The sequence below is a fragment of the Corynebacterium sp. ACRPE genome (genome assembly GCF_022347435.1).
Taxonomy (GTDB): domain Bacteria; phylum Actinomycetota; class Actinomycetes; order Mycobacteriales; family Mycobacteriaceae; genus Corynebacterium; species Corynebacterium tuberculostearicum_D.
Window position 1 is genome coordinate 19,831 of record NZ_JAKRNA010000021.1, and the last position, 17,138, is coordinate 36,968.

Below are 17,138 nucleotides of genomic sequence, written 5' to 3' on the forward strand. Positions count from 1 at the left end.
TTAGCCCTCCTGCTTCTGCTGTGCACGCTGGCGGCGCTGGCCACCGCGGCGGGAGCGACCATTGCGGTCACGGCCACGGCCCTGTGCCGGAGCGTTCAGTTCGGACTCGCGTACGCCACCGACGACGTCACCCTTGTAGATCCACACCTTGATGCCAATGCGGCCGAAGGTGGTGTGGGCCTCTGCGGTGCCGTAGTCGATTTCGGCGCGAAGAGTGTGCAGCGGAACGCGACCCTCGTGGTAGCGCTCAACGCGGGACATTTCTGCACCACCCAGGCGGCCGGACAGCAGGATCTTGATGCCCTTAACCTGTGGCTGGCGCATAGCGGACTGGATAGCCTTGCGCATTGCACGACGGAATGCGACACGGTTAACCAGCTGCTCCGCGATGGAGTGAGCAACCAGGGTTGCGTTTGCGTCTACCTGCTTGACCTCGAGGATGTTGAGGGCAACCATCTTGCCGGTGAGCTTTTCCAGCTCGCGGCGGATGCGGTCAGCCTCAGCACCGCGGCGGCCAATCACGATGCCCGGGCGGGCGGTGTGAATGTCGACGCGGACGCGGTCGCGGGTGCGCTCGATGACGACGTCGGCAATGCCGGCGCGCTCGAGGCCCTTGTTGAGGTAGTTACGAATCTTGATGTCTTCGGCTACGTAGTTCGCGTAGTCCTTATCGGCGAACCAGTGGGTCTTCCAGTCGGAAGTGATGCCCAAACGTAGGCCGTGAGGATGGATCTTCTGGCCCATTACTTGGCCCCTTCCTGCTGGCTTTCGACAACCACGGTGATGTGGCTGGTGCGCTTACGAATCATGAATGCACGACCCTGTGCACGCGGCTGGAAACGACGCATGGTCGGACCCTCGTTGGCATAAGCCTCGGAGATGACCAGGGTGCGTGGGTCGAGGCCGAAGTTGTTCTCAGCGTTAGCGGCTGCAGAAGCAACGACCTTGGCAACTGGCTTGGAAGCACCCTGCGGTGCGTACTTCAGGATAGCCAGGGCTTCGCTTACGGACTTGCCGCGGACCAGATCGAGCACGCGACGTGCCTTCATCGGGGTGACGCGGACGTAGCGGGCCGTGGCGGATGCGGAGGTGATGGTCTCACTCATCGCTTATCGACGTCCCTTCTTGTCATCCTTGACGTGACCCTTAAAGGTCTTGGTTGGTGCAAACTCGCCCAGCTTGTGGCCGACCATGGAATCCTCGATGAAAACCGGCACGTGCTTGCGGCCGTCATGGACGGCGAAGGTGTGACCGATGAAATCGGGGAGAATGGTCGAGCGGCGAGACCAGGTCTTGATGACCTGCTTGGTGCCTGCATCGTTCTGAGCATCCACCTTGTTGAGGAGGTGCTCATCGACGAACGGGCCCTTCTTAAGGCTGCGTGGCATTGTTTACCTCCTCTTAGCGCTTCTTGTTCGGGCGACGACGGCGCACGATCATGTTGTTGGAGTAACGGTTCGGGTTGCGGGTGCGACCCTCCTTGTGGCCCCATGGGGACACAGGGTGGCGACCACCCGAGGTCTTACCCTCACCACCACCGTGTGGGTGGTCAACCGGGTTCATAACGACACCGCGGACGGTCGGGCGTACGCCCTTCCAGCGCATACGGCCGGCCTTACCCCAGCGGATGTTCATCTGCTCAGCGTTGCCAACCTCACCTACGGTGGCGCGGCAGCGGATATCCACACGGCGGATTTCGGAAGACGGCATACGCAGGACTGCGTACTTGCCTTCCTTACCCAGCAGCTGAATGGAAGCACCAGCGGAGCGAGCCAGCTTAGCGCCAGCGCCCGGCTTAAGCTCAACAGCGTGGATGATGGAACCGGTCGGGATGTTACGCAGAGGCAGGTTGTTGCCAACCTTGATATCTGCGTTGGGGCCGGACTCTACGATGGTGCCCTGCTTCAGGCCCTTCGGGGCGATGATGTAGCGCTTCTCGCCATCAACGTAGTGAAGCAGTGCGATGTTTGCGGTGCGGTTCGGGTCGTACTCGATGTGAGCGACCTTTGCCGGAATGCCGTCCTTGTCGTTACGACGGAAGTCGATCAGACGGTAACGGCGCTTGTGGCCACCGCCGATGTGGCGGGTGGTGATGCGGCCGTAGTTGTTACGGCCACCAGTCTTGCTCAGCGGGCGCAGCAGGGACTTCTCCGGAGTAGAACGAGTGATCTCGTCAAACTCAGAAACGGAGGATGCGCGGCGACCCGGAGTTGTCGGCTTGTACTTACGAATAGCCATAATTCTTCCTTTTCCTTTCGGCTCTCCGGTGGCGCTTAAGCGCCGCCGCCGAAGACGTCGATGGAGTCGCTGCCTTCACGGAGCGTCACGTATGCACGCTTGGTGGACTTACGCTGGCCGTAACCGGTGCGGGTGCGCTTACGCTTACCTGCACGGTTCACGGTGTTCACGGAGTCGACCTTAACGTCAAAGATCTGCTCTACGGCATCTTTAATCTGGGACTTGTTGGAGTCCGTGGAGACGTAGAACGTGTATACGTTCTGCTCCATCAGACCGTAGGACTTCTCGGATACAACCGGGGCGATGATGATATCGCGCGGGTTAGAAATCTTAGCCATTAGTTCTCCTCCTTATCCGCGCCGGTTGCGCGGTTGATGAAGGTGTGTAGCGCCTCAACGGAGAACACAACGTCATCGGAGTAGAGAACGTCGTAGGTGTTGAGCTGGCCAGCGTCCAGGATCTGGACGTTAGGCAGGTTATTAGCGCTACGACGAGCATTGATGTCCTCGCGGCCGATGACCAGCAGCACGTTCTTGCGCTCGGTCAGGGACTCGAGGAAGGCCTTGGCCGACTTGGTGGACGGCTTCTGGCCCGGTACGAGCTCTTCGATGACGTGGATGCGCTCGTTGCGAGCACGGTCAGACAGTGCACCGAAGAGAGCAGCCTTGATCATCTTCTTAGGGGTGCGCTGTGCGTAGTCGCGGGGCTGTGGGCCATGGACGGTGCCGCCACCGGTGTAGTGCGGTGCGCGGATAGAGCCCTGGCGTGCACGGCCGGTGCCCTTCTGACGGAAAGGCTTGCGACCACCACCGCGGACGTCGCCGCGGGTCTTGGTTGCGTGGGTGCCCTGGCGTGCAGCAGCAAGCTGAGCGTTAACAACCTGGTGCATCAAAGCAATGGATGCCTCGGTGTCAAAGATTTCAGCTGGCAGGTCTACAGAGCCGTTGGTCTTACCCTCGGAAGTGTGGACGTCTAGCTTGAGGTTGCTCATGCGTGTGCACCGCCCTTCACTGCGGTCTTAACGGTGACGAGGCCGCCGCGCGCACCGGGGATAGCACCCTTGATGAGCAGCAGGTTGGACTCGGCATCGATTTTCTGAATCTTCAGGTTCTGGGTGGTCACGCGGTCGTGGCCCATACGGCCAGCCATGCGCTTGCCCTTGAAGACGCGGCCCGGGGTAGCAGCGCCGCCGATGCCGCCAACGCGGCGGTGAGCGGCCTGGTTACCGTGAGCTGCGCCCTGGCCTGCAAAGCCGTGGCGCTTCATGCCACCAGCGTAACCGTGGCCCTTGGTCTTACCGGTGACGTCAACGAAGGAGATGCCCTCGAAGATGTCAACCTTGACCTCTTGGCCAACCTCGTAGGCAGAGGTGTCGTCCATGCGGATTTCCGCAACGTGACGGCGCGGGGTTACGCCAGCCTTCTTGAAGTGACCACCAACCGGCTTGTTTGCCTTGCGTGGGTCGATTTCGCCAAAGGCGATCTGGATGGCGCTGTAGCCATCGGTTTCGGGGGTGCGAATCTGGGTGACAACGCATGGCCCTGCCTCGACGACGGTAACCGGCACAACGCGGTTGTCCTCGTCGAAGACCTGGGTCATGCCGAGCTTCTTGCCCAGAATGCCCTTGATCTCGTTTTCACTCATTATTTGTTCTCCACCAAAGTCGCTTACTGGATGTTCACGTCGACGCTTGCCGGAAGATCGATGCGCATAAGAGCATCAACGGTCTTCGGGGTTGGGTCGAGAATGTCGATCAGGCGCTTGTGAGTGCGCATCTCGAAGTGCTCGCGAGAGTCCTTGTACTTGTGCGGAGAACGAATAACTGCGTATACGTTCTTCTCGGTTGGGAGCGGCACTGGGCCAACTACACGAGCACCGGTACGGGTAACGGTCTCGACGATCTTCTTTGCAGAAGCGTCGATAGCCTCGTGGTCATAGGCCTTCAGCCGAATGCGGATTTTTTGTCCCGCCACGCTTATCCTCTTCCTCGCTTCCCCACTTTCACATTCCCGGCGTTTCCGGGGCGTGAAGCGGTGGGAAATTGCTTCTCGATTTCTCTATAACGTTGTCCGGGCTTGGGGCCTGACACAACGCCAGTGGTCTGACTGTCATGACGACCAAGAGTTGCGGTACATGGCAAGGGCCAGAACGCAGTGCTCTCGACGGGGTACAAGACCCGTAGTCAAAGTATTGTGAAGAGGACGGTTTTCACGCATTACACGTGGAGAGTGTCCAATTCGTCTACTGCCGCTGTTTATTTGCCATGCCCCTTCTCCGGTCCATCTTCTCGGGGTGTCACTGCTCTAACGCGGACCTAGCCCGATTGGATGACCTTCCAGTCAATGCTTCAGGTTTCCCTGAACCATGGCGACAACGAAGGTGTCATGTTCGCTTTACCAGCTCAGCGTCTCCCCGAGACTCACGCTTGGCGACGTCCGCCGCCATCACCGAATCTCGGTTCTCGCTGCCCTGTTAAAGCAACCTTTGTATTTAAGCATGTTGGGCTGCGGTTTTTCAAGCCGCGCATTAAACCGTGCCAAAAATCACGTTTTGGAAAATTTTGTTGGCTCACACCCCACACTCGCTTGAGAAGTATCTAAGCTCGGAGGCAATGGCCTCGGACAATTTGTCCTGCCTAGATATCTAAATATCGCGTTCATGCATCACCCTACAAAGAAAGGCACACTCGCCCATGTCTGAGAACAAGACTCCTGCACAAAACACCGACAACCAGGTTCCTGCTTCCGAGGAGCGCGAGGTCAATAACAACCTGGAGACCCAGTACGGCACCACCACCATCGATGATGTCGTGGTGTCCAAGATTGCCGGTATCGCTGCCCGCGAGGTCTCCGGCGTGGATTCCCTGGGTGGCGGCGGAGCCCGCATGATCGGGAATATCCGCGAGTCCTTCGGTGCTTCTGAGGACGTCCGCCAGGGCGTCGACGTTGAGGTTGAAGACGGCACCGCTCGCATCGAGATTGCCATCACCGCTGAGTACGGCGTAGCTATCCACGAGCTTGCCGAGGCCATCCGCCGCAACATCATGAATGCTGTTGAGCGCATGACCGGCCTGAGCGTCGAGCGCGTCAACGTTGTTGTTCACGACGTAAAGCTGCCGAAGGATGAGTCCGAGGCGGAAGACCAGGCTGCTTTGAACCAGGGTCAGGCTTAAGCCTAATGCCTGAGCCCCGAGCACGTTTTGAGCTCGAGGTAAGCCACGCCCGCGCTATTGCAGAGGCAGTCCAGAAGGTACGCGGCGTCGCCGCGCTCGACGGTGGTTCGTTCGGTTCGGTGAGTTTGTACCTACCGGGCGAACGCATCGTCGGCATGCGGCGGCCCGACCCGCGCGATGATCGCCACCTGCAGATCAACATTCGCGTTGATATCAGCGCCGCGCCGGACCTGTATGCCTTGGCAGAAGATATTCGGTCCGCCGCCCGTGGGGCTTGTCCCGAACTGCAGCGCATTGACGTTGAGTTTTCTGACGCCGTAGATGGCTTATCCGCTGCTCCATCGAAGGAATAGATATGAAGAATTACACCACTTTGGGCATCATTTCCGGCCTTATTCTTGCCTTCTTCTTGCACCTAGGCTGGGGTCCTACTTTGCTCGCCGTACTCCTTGCCGCAATCGGCGGCATTGTGGGAGCACACTTTGATGGCCGTATCGATCTCACTTCTGTGTGGAATGGCCTCATTGGTAAGGAGAAAGGCCAAGGTTAATGACAGATAGTTCCACTCAGGGCCACACGCGTATCTCGCTGCGGACCATGGAACGCATCGTTACCGCCGCGATTGCTAGCGTGCCCGGCACCAAGGCTATAGAGGCCAAGCTAGCGGGCATCGGCGGCCGCGGTTTTCCACGGGTCTCGGTCCAAATGGACTCGGAGCGCGAGGTAGCGGCCGTCAACGCCACCATTGGCGTAGTGTGGCCTTCGCCGGTCACCACGGTGGCGGAACATACTCGTGCCGCCATCTCGGAGGCCATCGCGGCACACACCGGTTATTCCACAACTCGCGTCAATGTCACCGTCGGCGGTTCCGTTCCGGGCAATCGAGTAACTTCCGCAGAGGTGGAGCAGCGCCAGGTCGCTGCTGCCGTCGCGCCACGCATCACGCCCTCGCCGGTATGGCAGCCGGTCACTGCAAAGTCGGTGAATGTACGCAGCATTGCCACACCGCAGGAGGCACCGGTGCGCACCATCGCTGCGCCGGCTAATGGCGTCGCAGTGCAGTCCGTGGACACCCCGCGCGAGACCGAGGTACGCAACATTTCCATTGACCTCCCAGACCACCAGCTGCGTGAGATTTCGTCCCCGAGCGACCACACGGTGCGGCCAATCAGGGAACCCAAGCCGGTCCGTGTGCACAGCGTGGCTACGCCTCGCCCAGCCAGGTTGATCCCTAGTGGGCAGGTTCGTCCACTGGCACGGAAGGTTCAGGTAGCAACTCCTCGTCCGCAGCCGCTGCGCGAGATTGAAATTCGCCACGAATGGACTCCGCGCCGCGTCGAGGCCCCCAAGTCTGCTCCTGCGCGCACGGTAAAGGCCCCGCGGCCACAACCGCTCAAGCGCATTGAGGTCACGCCGGCAAATCCTCGGCCGTTGCACGTCGATGCGCCACGACCCGAGCCCCTGCGCGCCATTTCCATTAACCCGTACCGCCCACAAGGAGGCAATAATGGCTGATCAGCACATGCCTGAACACTTTGGGCAGCAGCCGAAGGCGTCTCCAGCGGCGCGTACTTGGGCCGTGATTCTAGGGCTCTTGCTGCTCGCCGCGGGCGTCGTCGGCGTGCGCGAGACGTGGCTGGTGGGATCCGGTTCCGACGCGCAGTCGTGGGTACAGCCGGTACTTAATCTCATTGCTACTGAAGAGCTGCAGACCTGGATGATCTGGGCCGGCGTTGCCTCCATTGTCGTAGGCCTGATTTTCCTCTTCGCGGCAGTGAAGACGCGCCGCACCACGCACATGCAACTTGCCTCCGATACCGCGTCCATGTGGATGCGGCCGGTGGATATCGCTCGCCTCTCTTCGGCCACTGCTCGCCGTGTTCCGGGCGTGGCCTCGGCGCAGACCTCCGCGGATAGCAAGACTGCCAAGGTCACCGTCAACGGCGATACGGACGATGCGGAGCTGCAGGGCCGGGTGGAGACGGCGGTAACGCGCTGCCTGGCTCACCTCAAGAATCCACCGCAGGTCACCGTGGCTGTAGAGAAGATTCCGGAGTTGGATAACAATGTCTAGAAAACTTGCTACCTTTGACCGCATTCTGCTGGGCCTGCTGGGAATCATCCTCATCGCTTTGGGTGTGTGGCCTATCTTGATCCACTTCAATGTGGAATTTGCCAAGTACTTAGCCCTGTGGGTGGACCACGATACGTGGAAGAGCCTGGCGGACAATGATTGGTGGGTGTGGGCGCTAGCCGGCGGCTCCGCACTGCTACTTATTCTGGGGCTGTGGATTGTGGTGGCCAATCTGCGCCACCGCCGCTTCAATAACGTGGAGTCCGCTTCTTCCAATGACAAGGGCTCTATCACGACGTCGATGAACGCTATCGCCGGCGCCGTGGCCCAAGATTTGGATGGAGTCAAGGGAGTAGACCATGTAGAGCGCCTCGTGGCCTATGACCGCGCGCGGCCCACGCTGCAGTACACGGTGACGGCAAATCCGGACACCCAGGTGGAGCGCCTTACTGGCGCCGTTGAAACCAATGAACGCGATTTCCGCGCAGCGTTTCCGGACGCCGATTTGGACACCATCTACAAGCTGCAGTTCAGCAAGGTAGGTCCGATGAAGGACCTATCCGAATAACGGGTTAGGAGTCTCCGCCACCAAGATTTCCTGAACGGTCCCAAGACGGGCCGACTCGCCGCCCCCGAGAATCATTTCCAATTCCTCGCCGGGGCGGCATTTTTCTATGCGCTGCCAAGAGTAGTCCTGGCGAGTTACGCGGCGGTTTTGCTTAGCAAATAGGTGCAGGCCGTGGTCGAGAACCCCGATAGTCTCGCAGAAACGCAGAACAAAAACATAATCACCGAGCTCTTGCCTCTTGAGGCCTTCAAGATTTGGGCGCTCGGTGTTAAGCCGCATGAGGATGGAGACTACTCCGAAGCGGTGTTCAAACCCCTCCGTATCACGAATGGTGAAGGGACGGCCGGGGCCTGTAGGGCGAATAGAATTGTAAGCCCACACCACGGGCTGGGTATCGGACCGCCGCACAATGATGTGGGTGGGAGTGGCGGTAATGCGGTAAGCAGGGGCGTCGGCAAGCACGAGCCACTCCCCGGCCGCAACGCGGCCGCCTTCTAAAGGTAGCAGGGGCGGGTGGACGCCCGCTTGGCGCTCCAATTCTGCTACCAGCTCCGCATCGCTCGCACCCCAACCGATTCCTCGATTAGCCAGCATGGCAAAGAAGGTGGGAAGGCTCAGATCGGGTTGGCCCTCCCAGGCGCGGCGGAGGGACTCGAGGGTGGGGTCGATGCGGGTGGGATCATCCATATCCCTACAGACTATACCGGCCCAAGCATACCGGGCCCATCGCAGCCCAGAAGAATCGTACGGACGGCAGCAACACCATATGGGGCGAGCGTGAAATATAGATCAAAAAATCCGCGCCACCCGAAGGTGGAGCGGACTCTTTAGAGCTCTACTGAGCGGTTACGGGGTATCGATTACTCGATAACCTTGGTAACGCGGCCAGCGCCGACGGTGCGGGAGCCCTCGCGGATAGCGAAGCGCAGGCCCTCGTCCATAGCGACCGGCTGGATGAGCTCAACGGACATCTCAACGTTGTCGCCAGGCATAACCATCTCGGTGCCCTCTGGCAGGTTAACAACACCGGTAACGTCAGTGGTACGGAAGTAGAACTGCGGACGGTAGTTGTTCATGAACGGGGTGTGGCGGCCGCCCTCGTCCTTCTTCAGGACGTAGACGGAACCCTCGAACTTGGTGTGCGGGGTGTAAGCGCCCGGCTTGATAACAACCTGGCCACGCTCAACGTCCTCACGCTTGGTACCACGCAGAAGCAGACCACAGTTGTCGCCAGCCTCGGTGTAGTCCATCATCTTGCGGAACATCTCGATACCGGTAACGGTGGTGTTCTGGGACTTCTCCTGGATACCGATGATCTCAACGTCCTCGTTGACGTTCAGACGGCCACGCTCAACACGGCCGGTAACAACGGTACCGCGGCCGGTAATGGTGAAGATGTCCTCGATAGGCATCAGGAACGGCTGGTCGGTAGCGCGCTGCGGATCTGGGATGGAGTTGTCGCAAGCTTCCATCAGGTCAACAACGGACTGTACCCACTTCTCATCGCCCTCAAGAGCCTTCAAAGCGGAAATGTGGGTGATAGGAGCTTCCTCATCGTAGTCCTGCTCTGCGAGCAGCTCACGGATCTCCATCTCAACGAGCTCGATGATTTCCTCATCATCAACCATGTCGCACTTGTTCAGTGCAACGAGGATGTAAGGAACGCCAACCTGGCGAGCAAGCAGAACGTGCTCACGAGTCTGCGGCATCGGGCCATCGGTTGCAGCAACAACCAGGATAGCGCCGTCCATCTGAGCAGCGCCGGTAATCATGTTCTTGATGTAGTCGGCGTGGCCCGGAGCGTCAACGTGTGCGTAGTGGCGCTTCGGGGTGGAGTACTCAACGTGGGAGATGTTGATGGTAATACCGCGCTCCTTCTCCTCAGGAGCCTTGTCGATCATGTCGAACGCGAATGCCTCGTTCTCCTCAGGGTACTGGTCAGCCAGAACCTTGGTGATCGCTGCGGTGGTGGTGGTCTTGCCGTGGTCGACGTGTCCGATGGTGCCGATGTTCACATGCGGCTTCGTACGCTCGAACTTCTCCTTTGCCACTGTATGTCCTCCTGGACTATATGGTGGCTACGACCTTCGCAGCCACGTGGTTGACAGTTGTCATTGGCACCCGACCCACAGTCAGTGGGGCAAAGCGCTAATGACGCTTTCTTTACGTGCCAGTTACACGATCCTAGATTTATGTCGCGGTTTTTTCAAACCGCCATTATAGGAGGTAACCCCGCGAAAAATCGCGGCCATTTCCCTCGACAAGAATCTTTCTAAAAGGATCCTGGGAGGGTAACGGCCGGCTCAATTCACAACTTAGGAGCCTAAGCTGCAAACTCAGCCCGCCGCTACCCTGGCCCAGTTGTCCCGCCCCGCGGCGGGTCTGGCATCTACTGGCGAAGACTACCAGCCCGACTAAACCGCGGAAGAGACGGGGCTAGCGCTTAGTTAGCGCCGCCGGTGCGCTCCTCGATGATCTCCTGTGCCACGGAGGAAGGAACCTCTGCGTAGGAATCGAAGACCATGGTGAAGTTTGCGCGGCCTGCGGTGGAGGAACGCAGGTCACCGATGTAACCGAACATCTCGGACAGCGGCACCTTAGCCTTAACGACCTTCGCACCGGAGCGGTCTTCCATAGCGAAGACCTGGCCACGGCGGGAGGAGATGTCACCGTTAACGGTACCCATGTACTCCTCAGGGGTAACGACCTCAACGGCCATCATTGGCTCCAGCAGAACCGGCTTAGCCTTGGCCATAGCTTCCTTGAATACCTGGGAGCCGGCCAGCTTGAAGGCCATCTCGGAGGAGTCGACGTCGTGGTACTGGCCGTCTTCCAGGGTGGCCTTGATGTTGACCATCGGGAAGCCTGCCAGGTAGCCGTACTGCATAGCGTCCTGGATACCAGCGTCGACGGAAGGAATGTATTCCTTCGGAACGCGGCCACCGGTAACGGCATTCTCGAATGCGTAGGTTGCGGACTCGCCCTCTTCCAGGGTCTCTGGGTCCGGGTTGTACGGCTCGATGGTGCAGATAACCTTTGCGAACTGGCCGGAACCACCGGTCTGCTTCTTGTGGGTGTATTCCATGGACTCAACCTTCTTGCGGATGGTCTCACGGTATGCAACCTGCGGGTTACCGATGTTTGCTTCGACCTTGAACTCGCGCTTCATGCGGTCAACCAGGACATCGAGGTGGAGCTCACCCATGCCGCCGATAACGGTCTGGCCGGTCTCTTCATCCAGTTCAACGGTGAAGGTTGGGTCCTCAGCAGCAAGCTTCTGAATGGCGTTACCCAGCTTCTCCTGGTCAGCCTTGGTCTTTGGCTCAATGGAAACCTTGATAACCGGATCCGGGAAGTCCATGGACTCGAGGATGATCTGGTCATCCTTATCACACAGGGTGTCACCGGTGGTGGTCTCCTTCAAACCAACAACTGCGTAGATGTTGCCGGCGTCTGCCTGCTCAACAGGGTTCTCCTTGTTGGCGTGCATCTGGAAGAGCTTACCGATGCGCTCCTTCTTGCCCTTGGTGGAGTTCATAACCTCGGTACCCGGGGTGACCTGGCCGGAGTAGACGCGGATGAAGTTCAGCTGGCCGAAGAACGGGTGAGCTGCAATCTTGAAGGACAGTGCGGAGAAGGAAGACTCCACGGAAGGCTTACGGGTGAGCTGGTTGTCCTCGTTGCCGACCTCGTGGCCGATAACCTCGCCAACGTCCAGCGGGTTAGGCAGGAAATCAACAACAGCGTCCAGCAGCGGCTGCACGCCCTTGTTGCGGTAAGCGGTACCGCAGTAAACCGGGTAAATCTCGGAGTTGATGGTCAGCTTACGGATGCCGGCCTTGAGCTCGTCAATGGTCAGCTCCTCGCCGCCGAAGTACTTCTCCATGAGCTCTTCGTCGGACTCAGCAACAGTCTCGACCAACTTCTCGCGGTACTCAGCCGCCTTGTCCTTGAGGTCCTCAGGGATATCTTCAACAACAGGCTCTGCACCGGTCTCGACCTTGCCGCGCCAGGTCAATGCCTGCATGTTCAGCAGATCAACGATGCCGTCGAAGTCATCTTCAGCACCAATAGGCAGCTGCATTACCAGCGGCTTAGCGCCCAGGCGGTCCTCAATGGTGGAGACGGTGTAGTAGAAGTCTGCGCCCAGCTTGTCCATCTTGTTGACGAAGCAGATACGCGGAACGTCGTACTTAGCAGCCTGACGCCACACCTGCTCGGACTGCGGCTCCACACCTTCCTTACCGTCGAAGACTGCGACGGCGCCATCAAGGACACGCAGGGAACGCTCAACCTCAACGGTGAAGTCAACGTGACCCGGGGTGTCAATGATGTTGATCTGGTTGTTGTTCCAGAAGCAGGTCACGGCAGCGGAGGTAATGGTGATGCCGCGTTCCTTCTCCTGTGCCATCCAGTCAGTGGTGGAAGCACCGTCGTGGGTCTCGCCCACCTTACGGTTGATACCGGTATAGAAGAGAATACGCTCGGTGGTGGTCGTCTTACCAGCATCGATGTGGGCCATGATGCCGATGTTGCGGACCTTGTTCAGGTCCTTAAGCACTTCTTGTGCCACGTTTATACCCCAACTTAATAGTCGTCGACGCCGTGACCAGGTTTCTGGCTATGACGCCTGCATGGATAAGGTCATGTATATTTTTGCCACTATTTGGCCGTCCTCGGAGCAGCCTGCCCCTAGACTTCCATCGCTTCAGTGTACTGGACACTCCACGATGCCGCTGGACTGGGCAGGGATACCGCCCAGAGATCACACCCATTAGGGCAAAAAATGGCCCAAGCAAGAGATATGGAGTTTTGTGTTGCCGCGGCGGGAAAACTGCCGACAGCCAGCGCGAAACTTGTTTCTCGTTGCTTGGGCCATTGATGTGGGTGCTGAAATTACCAGCGGTAGTGGGCGAAGGCGCGGTTAGCCTCTGCCATCTTGTGAGTATCCTCACGACGCTTAACGGAAGCGCCGAGGCCGTTGGAGGCATCCAGGATCTCGTTTGCGAGACGCTCAATCATGGAGTTCTCGCGACGCTGGCGGGTGAAGGTCACCATCCAGCGCAGTGCCAGGGTGGTAGCACGGTCAGGGCGAACCTCAACCGGCACCTGGTAGGTAGCGCCACCGACACGGCGGGAGCGAACCTCGAGGTCTGGGCGGATGTTGCCCAGTGCCTTCTCCAGGGTGCCAACCGGATCGGTACCGGTCTTCTCGCGGCAAGCCTCGAGAGCGCCGTAGACGATGCGCTCTGCGGTGGACTTCTTGCCGTCCTGGAGGATCTTGTTGACGAGCATGGTTACCTGCTCGGAGTTGTATACCGGGTCCTTGACTACAGGACGCTTCGGAGCAGCATTCTTACGCATTGTTTATTACTGTCCCTTCTTTGCGCCGTAACGGGAACGTGCCTGCTTACGGTCCTTGACACCCTGGGTATCCAGAGCGCCGCGGACGATCTTGTAACGAACACCAGGAAGGTCCTTCACACGGCCGCCGCGAACGAGGACCATGGAGTGCTCCTGCAGGTTGTGGCCCTCACCCGGAATGTAGGCGGAAACCTCAATGCCGGTGGTCAGGCGAACACGAGCAACCTTACGCAGTGCTGAGTTCGGCTTCTTAGGAGTGGTCGTGTACACGCGGGTGCATACACCGCGACGCTGCGGGGAACCCTTCAGCGCAGCAGTAGACACCTCAGAACGCTTGCTGTGGCGGCCCTTGCGGACCAGCTGCTGAATAGTTGGCATTTAACAGTCTTTCTGTCGAATCGCACCGAAACCAAAAGAAAGGAACCAAACATGCAAAAATGGGCGCTCTTTCCCGGGGCGCTGCCGCATGTCCAGAACTCTTTCCAAGGTCGATGCCTTGTTAAGGATCAGACTCTTCACCGCGCGCCAAGATGGCACGCATAGTGAACTGTCGTTTAGAGTAGCAAACCGTTCGCGCTTGATACAAAACGCGATGGGCGCCTTCCTCCTGCTAGGACCATTCCCATACTAAATCCGCCTCAGCAACCTTGGTGGCAAAGTAGTCCTTTTCCTGTGTTTCCCAGGTTTCAAACCACTGCTCGTAGTCAGGCTCGCGGGCGATGGCGCGTTCGCGACGTAGGTCGCGGGGGCCATCGATAAGCACGCTAATTACCGTTCCCCGCTCCTTCGCTGCTGCAATATTGGCCGGGGTTACCGAGCCCACGCCTTCCACAATGAGGTCATCGCGCACGTCCAGGCTAGCCCAGTCTCCAGGGGCGTCTGCCTCCCAATCCCAGCGCCAATAGCCGGGGTTCATGGTGCGCAACACCTGCTCTGCCACCATGTCAGAGCCCTTGTCCAAACCGTGCCAGCCGGGATAGAACTCATCGAGGTGTACCACGCGCCAATTGGTGCGCTCAGCCAGCGCGGCGGAAGTCCAGGTTTTTCCGGCGCCCGAAGGGCCGTCGATAAGCACGGTCACTGGCTTGAAGGCACGCTTTCTGGCTGCCGTCAGCTTGACGACGTCCTCTAAAAGGCGCTCTAGTTGGCTATCAAAGTCCATGGTCGCTAAATCACTGCTTTCGCGGTTTATAGGCCGAAGAATTTCCAGGCCCCAGTGAGTACCGAAACTACCACCGGTACAAAAGCGAGGACAGTACCTAGGGCCATAATCCACCCATCGCGGGCCCGCAGGCGGGACGCGCGCGCCCATGTCCGTGCCCCTCCTCCAGGTGGAGTACGACCAAATCCGCGCGCCTCCATAGCCGTGGCCAACTTGCCACCGCGGCGCAGCGCGATGACCAGTAGCCCGAAGGACATAGTAAGCAGATGCTTCAGCTTGCCGACGTCCGTCAGTCCCCTCGCCCTGCGCGCCATACCCAACGACTGCCAGTCAGACTGGAAGAGCGTCATCATTCGCACACCGGCCACCGCACCAATAACAAACCGCGAGGGTAGCTTCAGGATCTGCGAGAGGGCATCGCCCAAATCGGTCGGATCAATATCGCGGGCAAGCACCACCATGGGCAACGCTACGGCGAAGACGCGCAGTGTAATAGCAACTGCCAGGGTGAGGGAATTTTCAGTGACATGAATAAGCCACCACTGGAAGTATTCGGTACCGCTGGGTTCACCGTAAAGCAGCATGGAAATGCCGGAAATCGGGGCAACTAAGAAAAGGAACCATCCGGCCTTAAAGACTCGCACCCACGATACCCCGCATAGCGGGGCGAAGATGAGTGTAAGCACTAGCGATACCGCTGCCGAAACCCAGTCAATGGATGCCAAAATGGGAGTGACCCAGATAAACATCAAAAACACTCGCGTCAGCGGATTGGCCCCGCGCAAAAGGTTAGGCACCCTCCACCTCCACATGATGATCCCCTAAAGCCTGGATAAACAAAGGATCGTGAGTAATGGAGGCGACGGTGGTACCACCATCGGCCAGCTCGCGTAGCAAGCGGACCAGCTCCACAAAGGTCTGCGGATCCTGCCCAAAAGTAGGCTCATCAAGGAGTACTACCTCAGGTGAGGTTACCAACGCAGTAGCTACTGAAAGGCGGCGCTTCTCGCCTCCAGAAAGCGTGAAGGGATTAGCCTCCAAAAGGTGCTCCAAACGCAGGGAATCCACCAATTGGGCTATGCGCTCTTCTGGCGGTTGTACTCGCATGACTTTTGGTGCCACGCGCAGCTCTTCCGCTACGGTGCGAGAAACGAACTGGTGCTCCGGGTTTTGGAATACGAATCCAATGCGGTCTGCTAGCTCGCGAGACTTCCACCGAATCGGTGGGCCCTTGACCCCACGGCGCACAAAGTCTGCCACTCCGATCTCGCCGGATATGGCCGGCAGCAAGCCCGCCATAGTCATCAGCCAGGTCGATTTTCCTGCACCATTGGGACCTGTAATCACAGTTGAAGCGCCCGCCGGCAGAGAAATCGTGCGCGGTGGGCCGAAGCGAGTAACCAAATCCTTACTCCAGAGAGCAGCGTCGCCTTCCCTAGCTACACCATCGCTCAATTCACGGGCCTGCGGGAGCCCTTCGACACGGCGGCGCATTGCCACCTGCTCAAAGGGACCATCGGCCACGATGCGCCCCTGCGCAAGCTCCACAGCGCGGTCAAGCAATCCCTCCCAGGCCGAATGTTGGTGCTCTACCACGACGAGGGTAGCCCCAGTCTCTTCTACCAGTGCAGAAACGGCGCGAACCACATCGCGTGCGCCGGCAGGGTCAAGATTGGCAGTTGGTTCATCAAGCAGCACCACGCCAGCCCCCATAGCGATTACACCTGCTAAAGCAAGGCGTTGCTTTTGCCCACCAGACAGGCGCTCGGTGGGGAAATCCATATCCACGAACGGGCCGACCAGGTCCTTGGCCGCGGCAACACGGCGCCAAATCTCTTTCCTCGGATACGCTAGGTTCTCGCAGCCGAATGCAATATCGTCTCCCACCCGAGCTGAGATAACCTGCGAATCTGGGTCTTGCAACACCAGCCCTACGGGAATGGAATGCCCCGGCTCTTCTACCGCGCCAGTGGAATCTTCCAAGAGGATCTCTCCGACGCGGATTCCCTCTTCATCAGAGCCCAGCACCCCGGCTATAGCAGCTAGGAATGTGGACTTGCCGGAACCAGAGTCGCCGCAAAGCAATACCCGCTCGCCCGGCTCAATAACCAGGTCAATATCAGCTAACGCTGGCTGGGTGCGCCCGGCATGCGTCCAGCCAAAACCGCGGGCGGTAATTTTTGTGGGCCTTCCCGCCAGAGTGGAAAAGTCAGTCACAGTGCCAACACGCCCTAAGCGCGCTGTTCACGGCCTGCGGCGAAACGATCCAAAGCGCCTGCCTTCGCCAGCGCCTTCACCACAAAGTAGCCCAAAGCACCGGCCAAGATAGCACCGGAGATAGTCAGCGTAACCAAATAGATCATTTGGAACTCGAAGGAGCGAGCCAAGTTACCAGAAAGGAATAGCTCGAGAATAAAAGCACCCCAGCCAGCCGCCATGTGAACTGGCCCCCAAAAGTTGGACTGGTTTAATTCTAGGCGGTGAGGGGTTCAAGGGCCTGATTCCGATATTGCATCGGGGTCAGGCCCTTGAGTCGTTGTTGGATGCGTTCGGTGTTGTA

The 17,138-nt window shown here is 58.8% G+C and carries 23 protein-coding genes and 1 pseudogene; 6 read left to right on the forward strand and 18 right to left on the reverse strand.

All coding sequences use genetic code 11. The features are described 5' to 3' along the window. Genes rpsC through rpsJ form a run of 8 tightly spaced genes read right to left on the reverse strand, consistent with a single transcriptional unit; the run spans window position 1 to window position 4,211 of the window. Window positions 1–744, reverse strand: coding sequence for a 30S ribosomal protein S3 (gene rpsC / locus MHY13_RS09620; RefSeq protein ID WP_023027807.1), 744 nt, complete (start codon window positions 742–744; stop codon window positions 1–3). Then, window positions 744–1,106, reverse strand: coding sequence for a 50S ribosomal protein L22 (gene rplV / locus MHY13_RS09625; RefSeq protein WP_005276938.1), 363 nt, complete (start codon window positions 1,104–1,106; stop codon window positions 744–746). The genes rpsC and rplV overlap by 1 nt, the downstream gene beginning before the upstream one ends. Before the next feature lie 3 nt (window positions 1,107–1,109). After that, window positions 1,110–1,388, reverse strand: a complete 279-nt coding sequence (rpsS, locus tag MHY13_RS09630; protein WP_005276936.1) for a 30S ribosomal protein S19 — start codon at window positions 1,386–1,388, stop codon at window positions 1,110–1,112. A gap of 13 nt (window positions 1,389–1,401) precedes the next feature. Beyond that, window positions 1,402–2,238 carry a 50S ribosomal protein L2 gene (rplB, locus tag MHY13_RS09635; RefSeq protein WP_204610252.1) on the reverse strand — a complete coding sequence of 279 codons (837 nt, stop codon included), beginning with the start codon at window positions 2,236–2,238 and terminating at the stop codon, window positions 1,402–1,404. Window positions 2,239–2,273: 35 nt separating this feature from the next. Further along, a complete protein-coding gene (gene rplW / locus MHY13_RS09640) occupies window positions 2,274–2,576 on the reverse strand; it encodes a 50S ribosomal protein L23 (protein WP_023020550.1) in 303 nt (100 codons plus the stop codon). Next, a complete protein-coding gene (gene rplD / locus MHY13_RS09645; protein WP_005322847.1) occupies window positions 2,576–3,229 on the reverse strand; it encodes a 50S ribosomal protein L4 in 654 nt (217 codons plus the stop codon). Before rplD ends, rplW begins: the two co-directional genes overlap by 1 nt. Continuing rightward, window positions 3,226–3,882 (reverse strand): 50S ribosomal protein L3, encoded by a 657-nt coding sequence (gene rplC / locus MHY13_RS09650; RefSeq protein ID WP_204610256.1) that lies wholly within the window; start codon window positions 3,880–3,882, stop codon window positions 3,226–3,228. Before rplC ends, rplD begins: the two co-directional genes overlap by 4 nt. 23 nt (window positions 3,883–3,905) lie before the next feature. Continuing rightward, window positions 3,906–4,211 carry a 30S ribosomal protein S10 gene (rpsJ, locus tag MHY13_RS09655; protein WP_003848085.1) on the reverse strand — a complete coding sequence of 102 codons (306 nt, stop codon included), beginning with the start codon at window positions 4,209–4,211 and terminating at the stop codon, window positions 3,906–3,908. A gap of 719 nt (window positions 4,212–4,930) precedes the next feature. Here rpsJ and MHY13_RS09660 point away from each other — a divergent pair. The 6 genes from MHY13_RS09660 to amaP are packed head-to-tail and all read left to right on the forward strand — an operon-like array spanning window position 4,931 to window position 8,052. Continuing rightward, on the forward strand, window positions 4,931–5,410 hold the full coding sequence (locus MHY13_RS09660) for an Asp23/Gls24 family envelope stress response protein (RefSeq protein ID WP_239282968.1): 480 nt from the start codon (window positions 4,931–4,933) through the stop codon (window positions 5,408–5,410). A gap of 5 nt (window positions 5,411–5,415) precedes the next feature. Next, window positions 5,416–5,763 (forward strand): hypothetical protein, encoded by a 348-nt coding sequence (locus tag MHY13_RS09665; RefSeq protein ID WP_049378862.1) that lies wholly within the window; start codon window positions 5,416–5,418, stop codon window positions 5,761–5,763. Between the two features lie 2 nt (window positions 5,764–5,765). After that, the gene (locus MHY13_RS09670) at window positions 5,766–5,960 is read left to right on the forward strand and encodes a DUF2273 domain-containing protein (protein ID WP_023020546.1); all 195 of its coding nucleotides are present in this window, start codon (window positions 5,766–5,768) and stop codon (window positions 5,958–5,960) included. Further along, window positions 5,960–6,925, forward strand: a complete 966-nt coding sequence (locus MHY13_RS09675; RefSeq protein WP_239282969.1) for an Asp23/Gls24 family envelope stress response protein — start codon at window positions 5,960–5,962, stop codon at window positions 6,923–6,925. The genes MHY13_RS09670 and MHY13_RS09675 overlap by 1 nt, the downstream gene beginning before the upstream one ends. Then, on the forward strand, window positions 6,918–7,484 hold the full coding sequence (locus MHY13_RS09680) for a DUF6286 domain-containing protein (RefSeq protein ID WP_005327992.1): 567 nt from the start codon (window positions 6,918–6,920) through the stop codon (window positions 7,482–7,484). The genes MHY13_RS09675 and MHY13_RS09680 overlap by 8 nt, the downstream gene beginning before the upstream one ends. Further along, window positions 7,477–8,052, forward strand: a complete 576-nt coding sequence (amaP, locus tag MHY13_RS09685) for an alkaline shock response membrane anchor protein AmaP (protein ID WP_239282970.1) — start codon at window positions 7,477–7,479, stop codon at window positions 8,050–8,052. The genes MHY13_RS09680 and amaP overlap by 8 nt, the downstream gene beginning before the upstream one ends. On the opposite strand, the gene MHY13_RS09690 is transcribed toward amaP, so the two are convergent. The 10 genes and pseudogenes from MHY13_RS09690 to MHY13_RS09735 all read right to left on the reverse strand — a co-directional run. Further along, window positions 8,041–8,739: a hypothetical protein gene (locus tag MHY13_RS09690; protein ID WP_239282971.1), complete on the reverse strand. Its 699-nt coding sequence runs from the start codon at window positions 8,737–8,739 to the stop codon at window positions 8,041–8,043. The two genes, amaP and MHY13_RS09690, sit on opposite strands and share 12 nt — an antisense overlap. A gap of 173 nt (window positions 8,740–8,912) precedes the next feature. Then, entirely contained in the window at window positions 8,913–10,103 is a 1,191-nt protein-coding gene (tuf, locus tag MHY13_RS09695; RefSeq protein WP_239194609.1) for an elongation factor Tu, read from the reverse strand. Window positions 10,104–10,495: 392 nt separating this feature from the next. Beyond that, the gene (gene fusA, locus MHY13_RS09700; RefSeq protein WP_239235169.1) at window positions 10,496–12,625 is read right to left on the reverse strand and encodes an elongation factor G; all 2,130 of its coding nucleotides are present in this window, start codon (window positions 12,623–12,625) and stop codon (window positions 10,496–10,498) included. Between the two features lie 323 nt (window positions 12,626–12,948). Beyond that, on the reverse strand, window positions 12,949–13,416 hold the full coding sequence (gene rpsG / locus MHY13_RS09705; protein ID WP_204610265.1) for a 30S ribosomal protein S7: 468 nt from the start codon (window positions 13,414–13,416) through the stop codon (window positions 12,949–12,951). A 6-nt stretch (window positions 13,417–13,422) separates the two neighbouring features. Beyond that, a complete protein-coding gene (gene rpsL / locus MHY13_RS09710) occupies window positions 13,423–13,794 on the reverse strand; it encodes a 30S ribosomal protein S12 (RefSeq protein WP_204610266.1) in 372 nt (123 codons plus the stop codon). 232 nt (window positions 13,795–14,026) lie between these two features. Continuing rightward, window positions 14,027–14,578, reverse strand: coding sequence for a hypothetical protein (locus MHY13_RS09715; protein ID WP_239282972.1), 552 nt, complete (start codon window positions 14,576–14,578; stop codon window positions 14,027–14,029). 26 nt (window positions 14,579–14,604) lie between these two features. Then, window positions 14,605–15,375 carry an energy-coupling factor transporter transmembrane protein EcfT gene (locus tag MHY13_RS09720; protein ID WP_239282973.1) on the reverse strand — a complete coding sequence of 257 codons (771 nt, stop codon included), beginning with the start codon at window positions 15,373–15,375 and terminating at the stop codon, window positions 14,605–14,607. Beyond that, on the reverse strand, window positions 15,368–16,795 hold the full coding sequence (locus tag MHY13_RS09725; protein WP_239282974.1) for an ABC transporter ATP-binding protein: 1,428 nt from the start codon (window positions 16,793–16,795) through the stop codon (window positions 15,368–15,370). Before MHY13_RS09725 ends, MHY13_RS09720 begins: the two co-directional genes overlap by 8 nt. A gap of 14 nt (window positions 16,796–16,809) precedes the next feature. Then, window positions 16,810–17,013: pseudogene (locus tag MHY13_RS09730) on the reverse strand (hypothetical protein); the annotation flags it as partial. Window positions 17,014–17,051: 38 nt separating this feature from the next. Continuing rightward, the coding region (locus MHY13_RS09735; RefSeq protein WP_239282412.1) for an IS3 family transposase at window positions 17,052–17,138 on the reverse strand (87 nt) is incomplete at its 5' end.

Excerpts from the sequence above, each read along its gene's own strand:
- rpsC (WP_023027807.1), bottom strand. The coding sequence starts at position 744 with ATGGGCCAGAAGATCCATCCTCACGGCCTACGTTTGGGCATCACTTCC.
- rplV (WP_005276938.1), bottom strand. The coding sequence starts at position 1,106 with ATGAGTGAGACCATCACCTCCGCATCCGCCACGGCCCGCTACGTCCGC.
- rpsS (WP_005276936.1), bottom strand. The coding sequence starts at position 1,388 with ATGCCACGCAGCCTTAAGAAGGGCCCGTTCGTCGATGAGCACCTCCTC.
- rplB (WP_204610252.1), bottom strand. The coding sequence starts at position 2,238 with ATGGCTATTCGTAAGTACAAGCCGACAACTCCGGGTCGCCGCGCATCC.
- rplW (WP_023020550.1), bottom strand. The coding sequence starts at position 2,576 with ATGGCTAAGATTTCTAACCCGCGCGATATCATCATCGCCCCGGTTGTA.
- rplD (WP_005322847.1), bottom strand. The coding sequence starts at position 3,229 with ATGAGCAACCTCAAGCTAGACGTCCACACTTCCGAGGGTAAGACCAAC.
- rplC (WP_204610256.1), bottom strand. The coding sequence starts at position 3,882 with ATGAGTGAAAACGAGATCAAGGGCATTCTGGGCAAGAAGCTCGGCATG.
- MHY13_RS09660 (WP_239282968.1), top strand. The coding sequence starts at position 4,931 with ATGTCTGAGAACAAGACTCCTGCACAAAACACCGACAACCAGGTTCCT.
- MHY13_RS09665 (WP_049378862.1), top strand. The coding sequence starts at position 5,416 with ATGCCTGAGCCCCGAGCACGTTTTGAGCTCGAGGTAAGCCACGCCCGC.
- MHY13_RS09670 (WP_023020546.1), top strand. The coding sequence starts at position 5,766 with ATGAAGAATTACACCACTTTGGGCATCATTTCCGGCCTTATTCTTGCC.
- MHY13_RS09675 (WP_239282969.1), top strand. The coding sequence starts at position 5,960 with ATGACAGATAGTTCCACTCAGGGCCACACGCGTATCTCGCTGCGGACC.
- MHY13_RS09680 (WP_005327992.1), top strand. The coding sequence starts at position 6,918 with ATGGCTGATCAGCACATGCCTGAACACTTTGGGCAGCAGCCGAAGGCG.
- amaP (WP_239282970.1), top strand. The coding sequence starts at position 7,477 with ATGTCTAGAAAACTTGCTACCTTTGACCGCATTCTGCTGGGCCTGCTG.
- MHY13_RS09690 (WP_239282971.1), bottom strand. The coding sequence starts at position 8,739 with ATGGATGATCCCACCCGCATCGACCCCACCCTCGAGTCCCTCCGCCGC.
- rpsG (WP_204610265.1), bottom strand. The coding sequence starts at position 13,416 with ATGCGTAAGAATGCTGCTCCGAAGCGTCCTGTAGTCAAGGACCCGGTA.
- rpsL (WP_204610266.1), bottom strand. The coding sequence starts at position 13,794 with ATGCCAACTATTCAGCAGCTGGTCCGCAAGGGCCGCCACAGCAAGCGT.
- MHY13_RS09715 (WP_239282972.1), bottom strand. The coding sequence starts at position 14,578 with ATGGACTTTGATAGCCAACTAGAGCGCCTTTTAGAGGACGTCGTCAAG.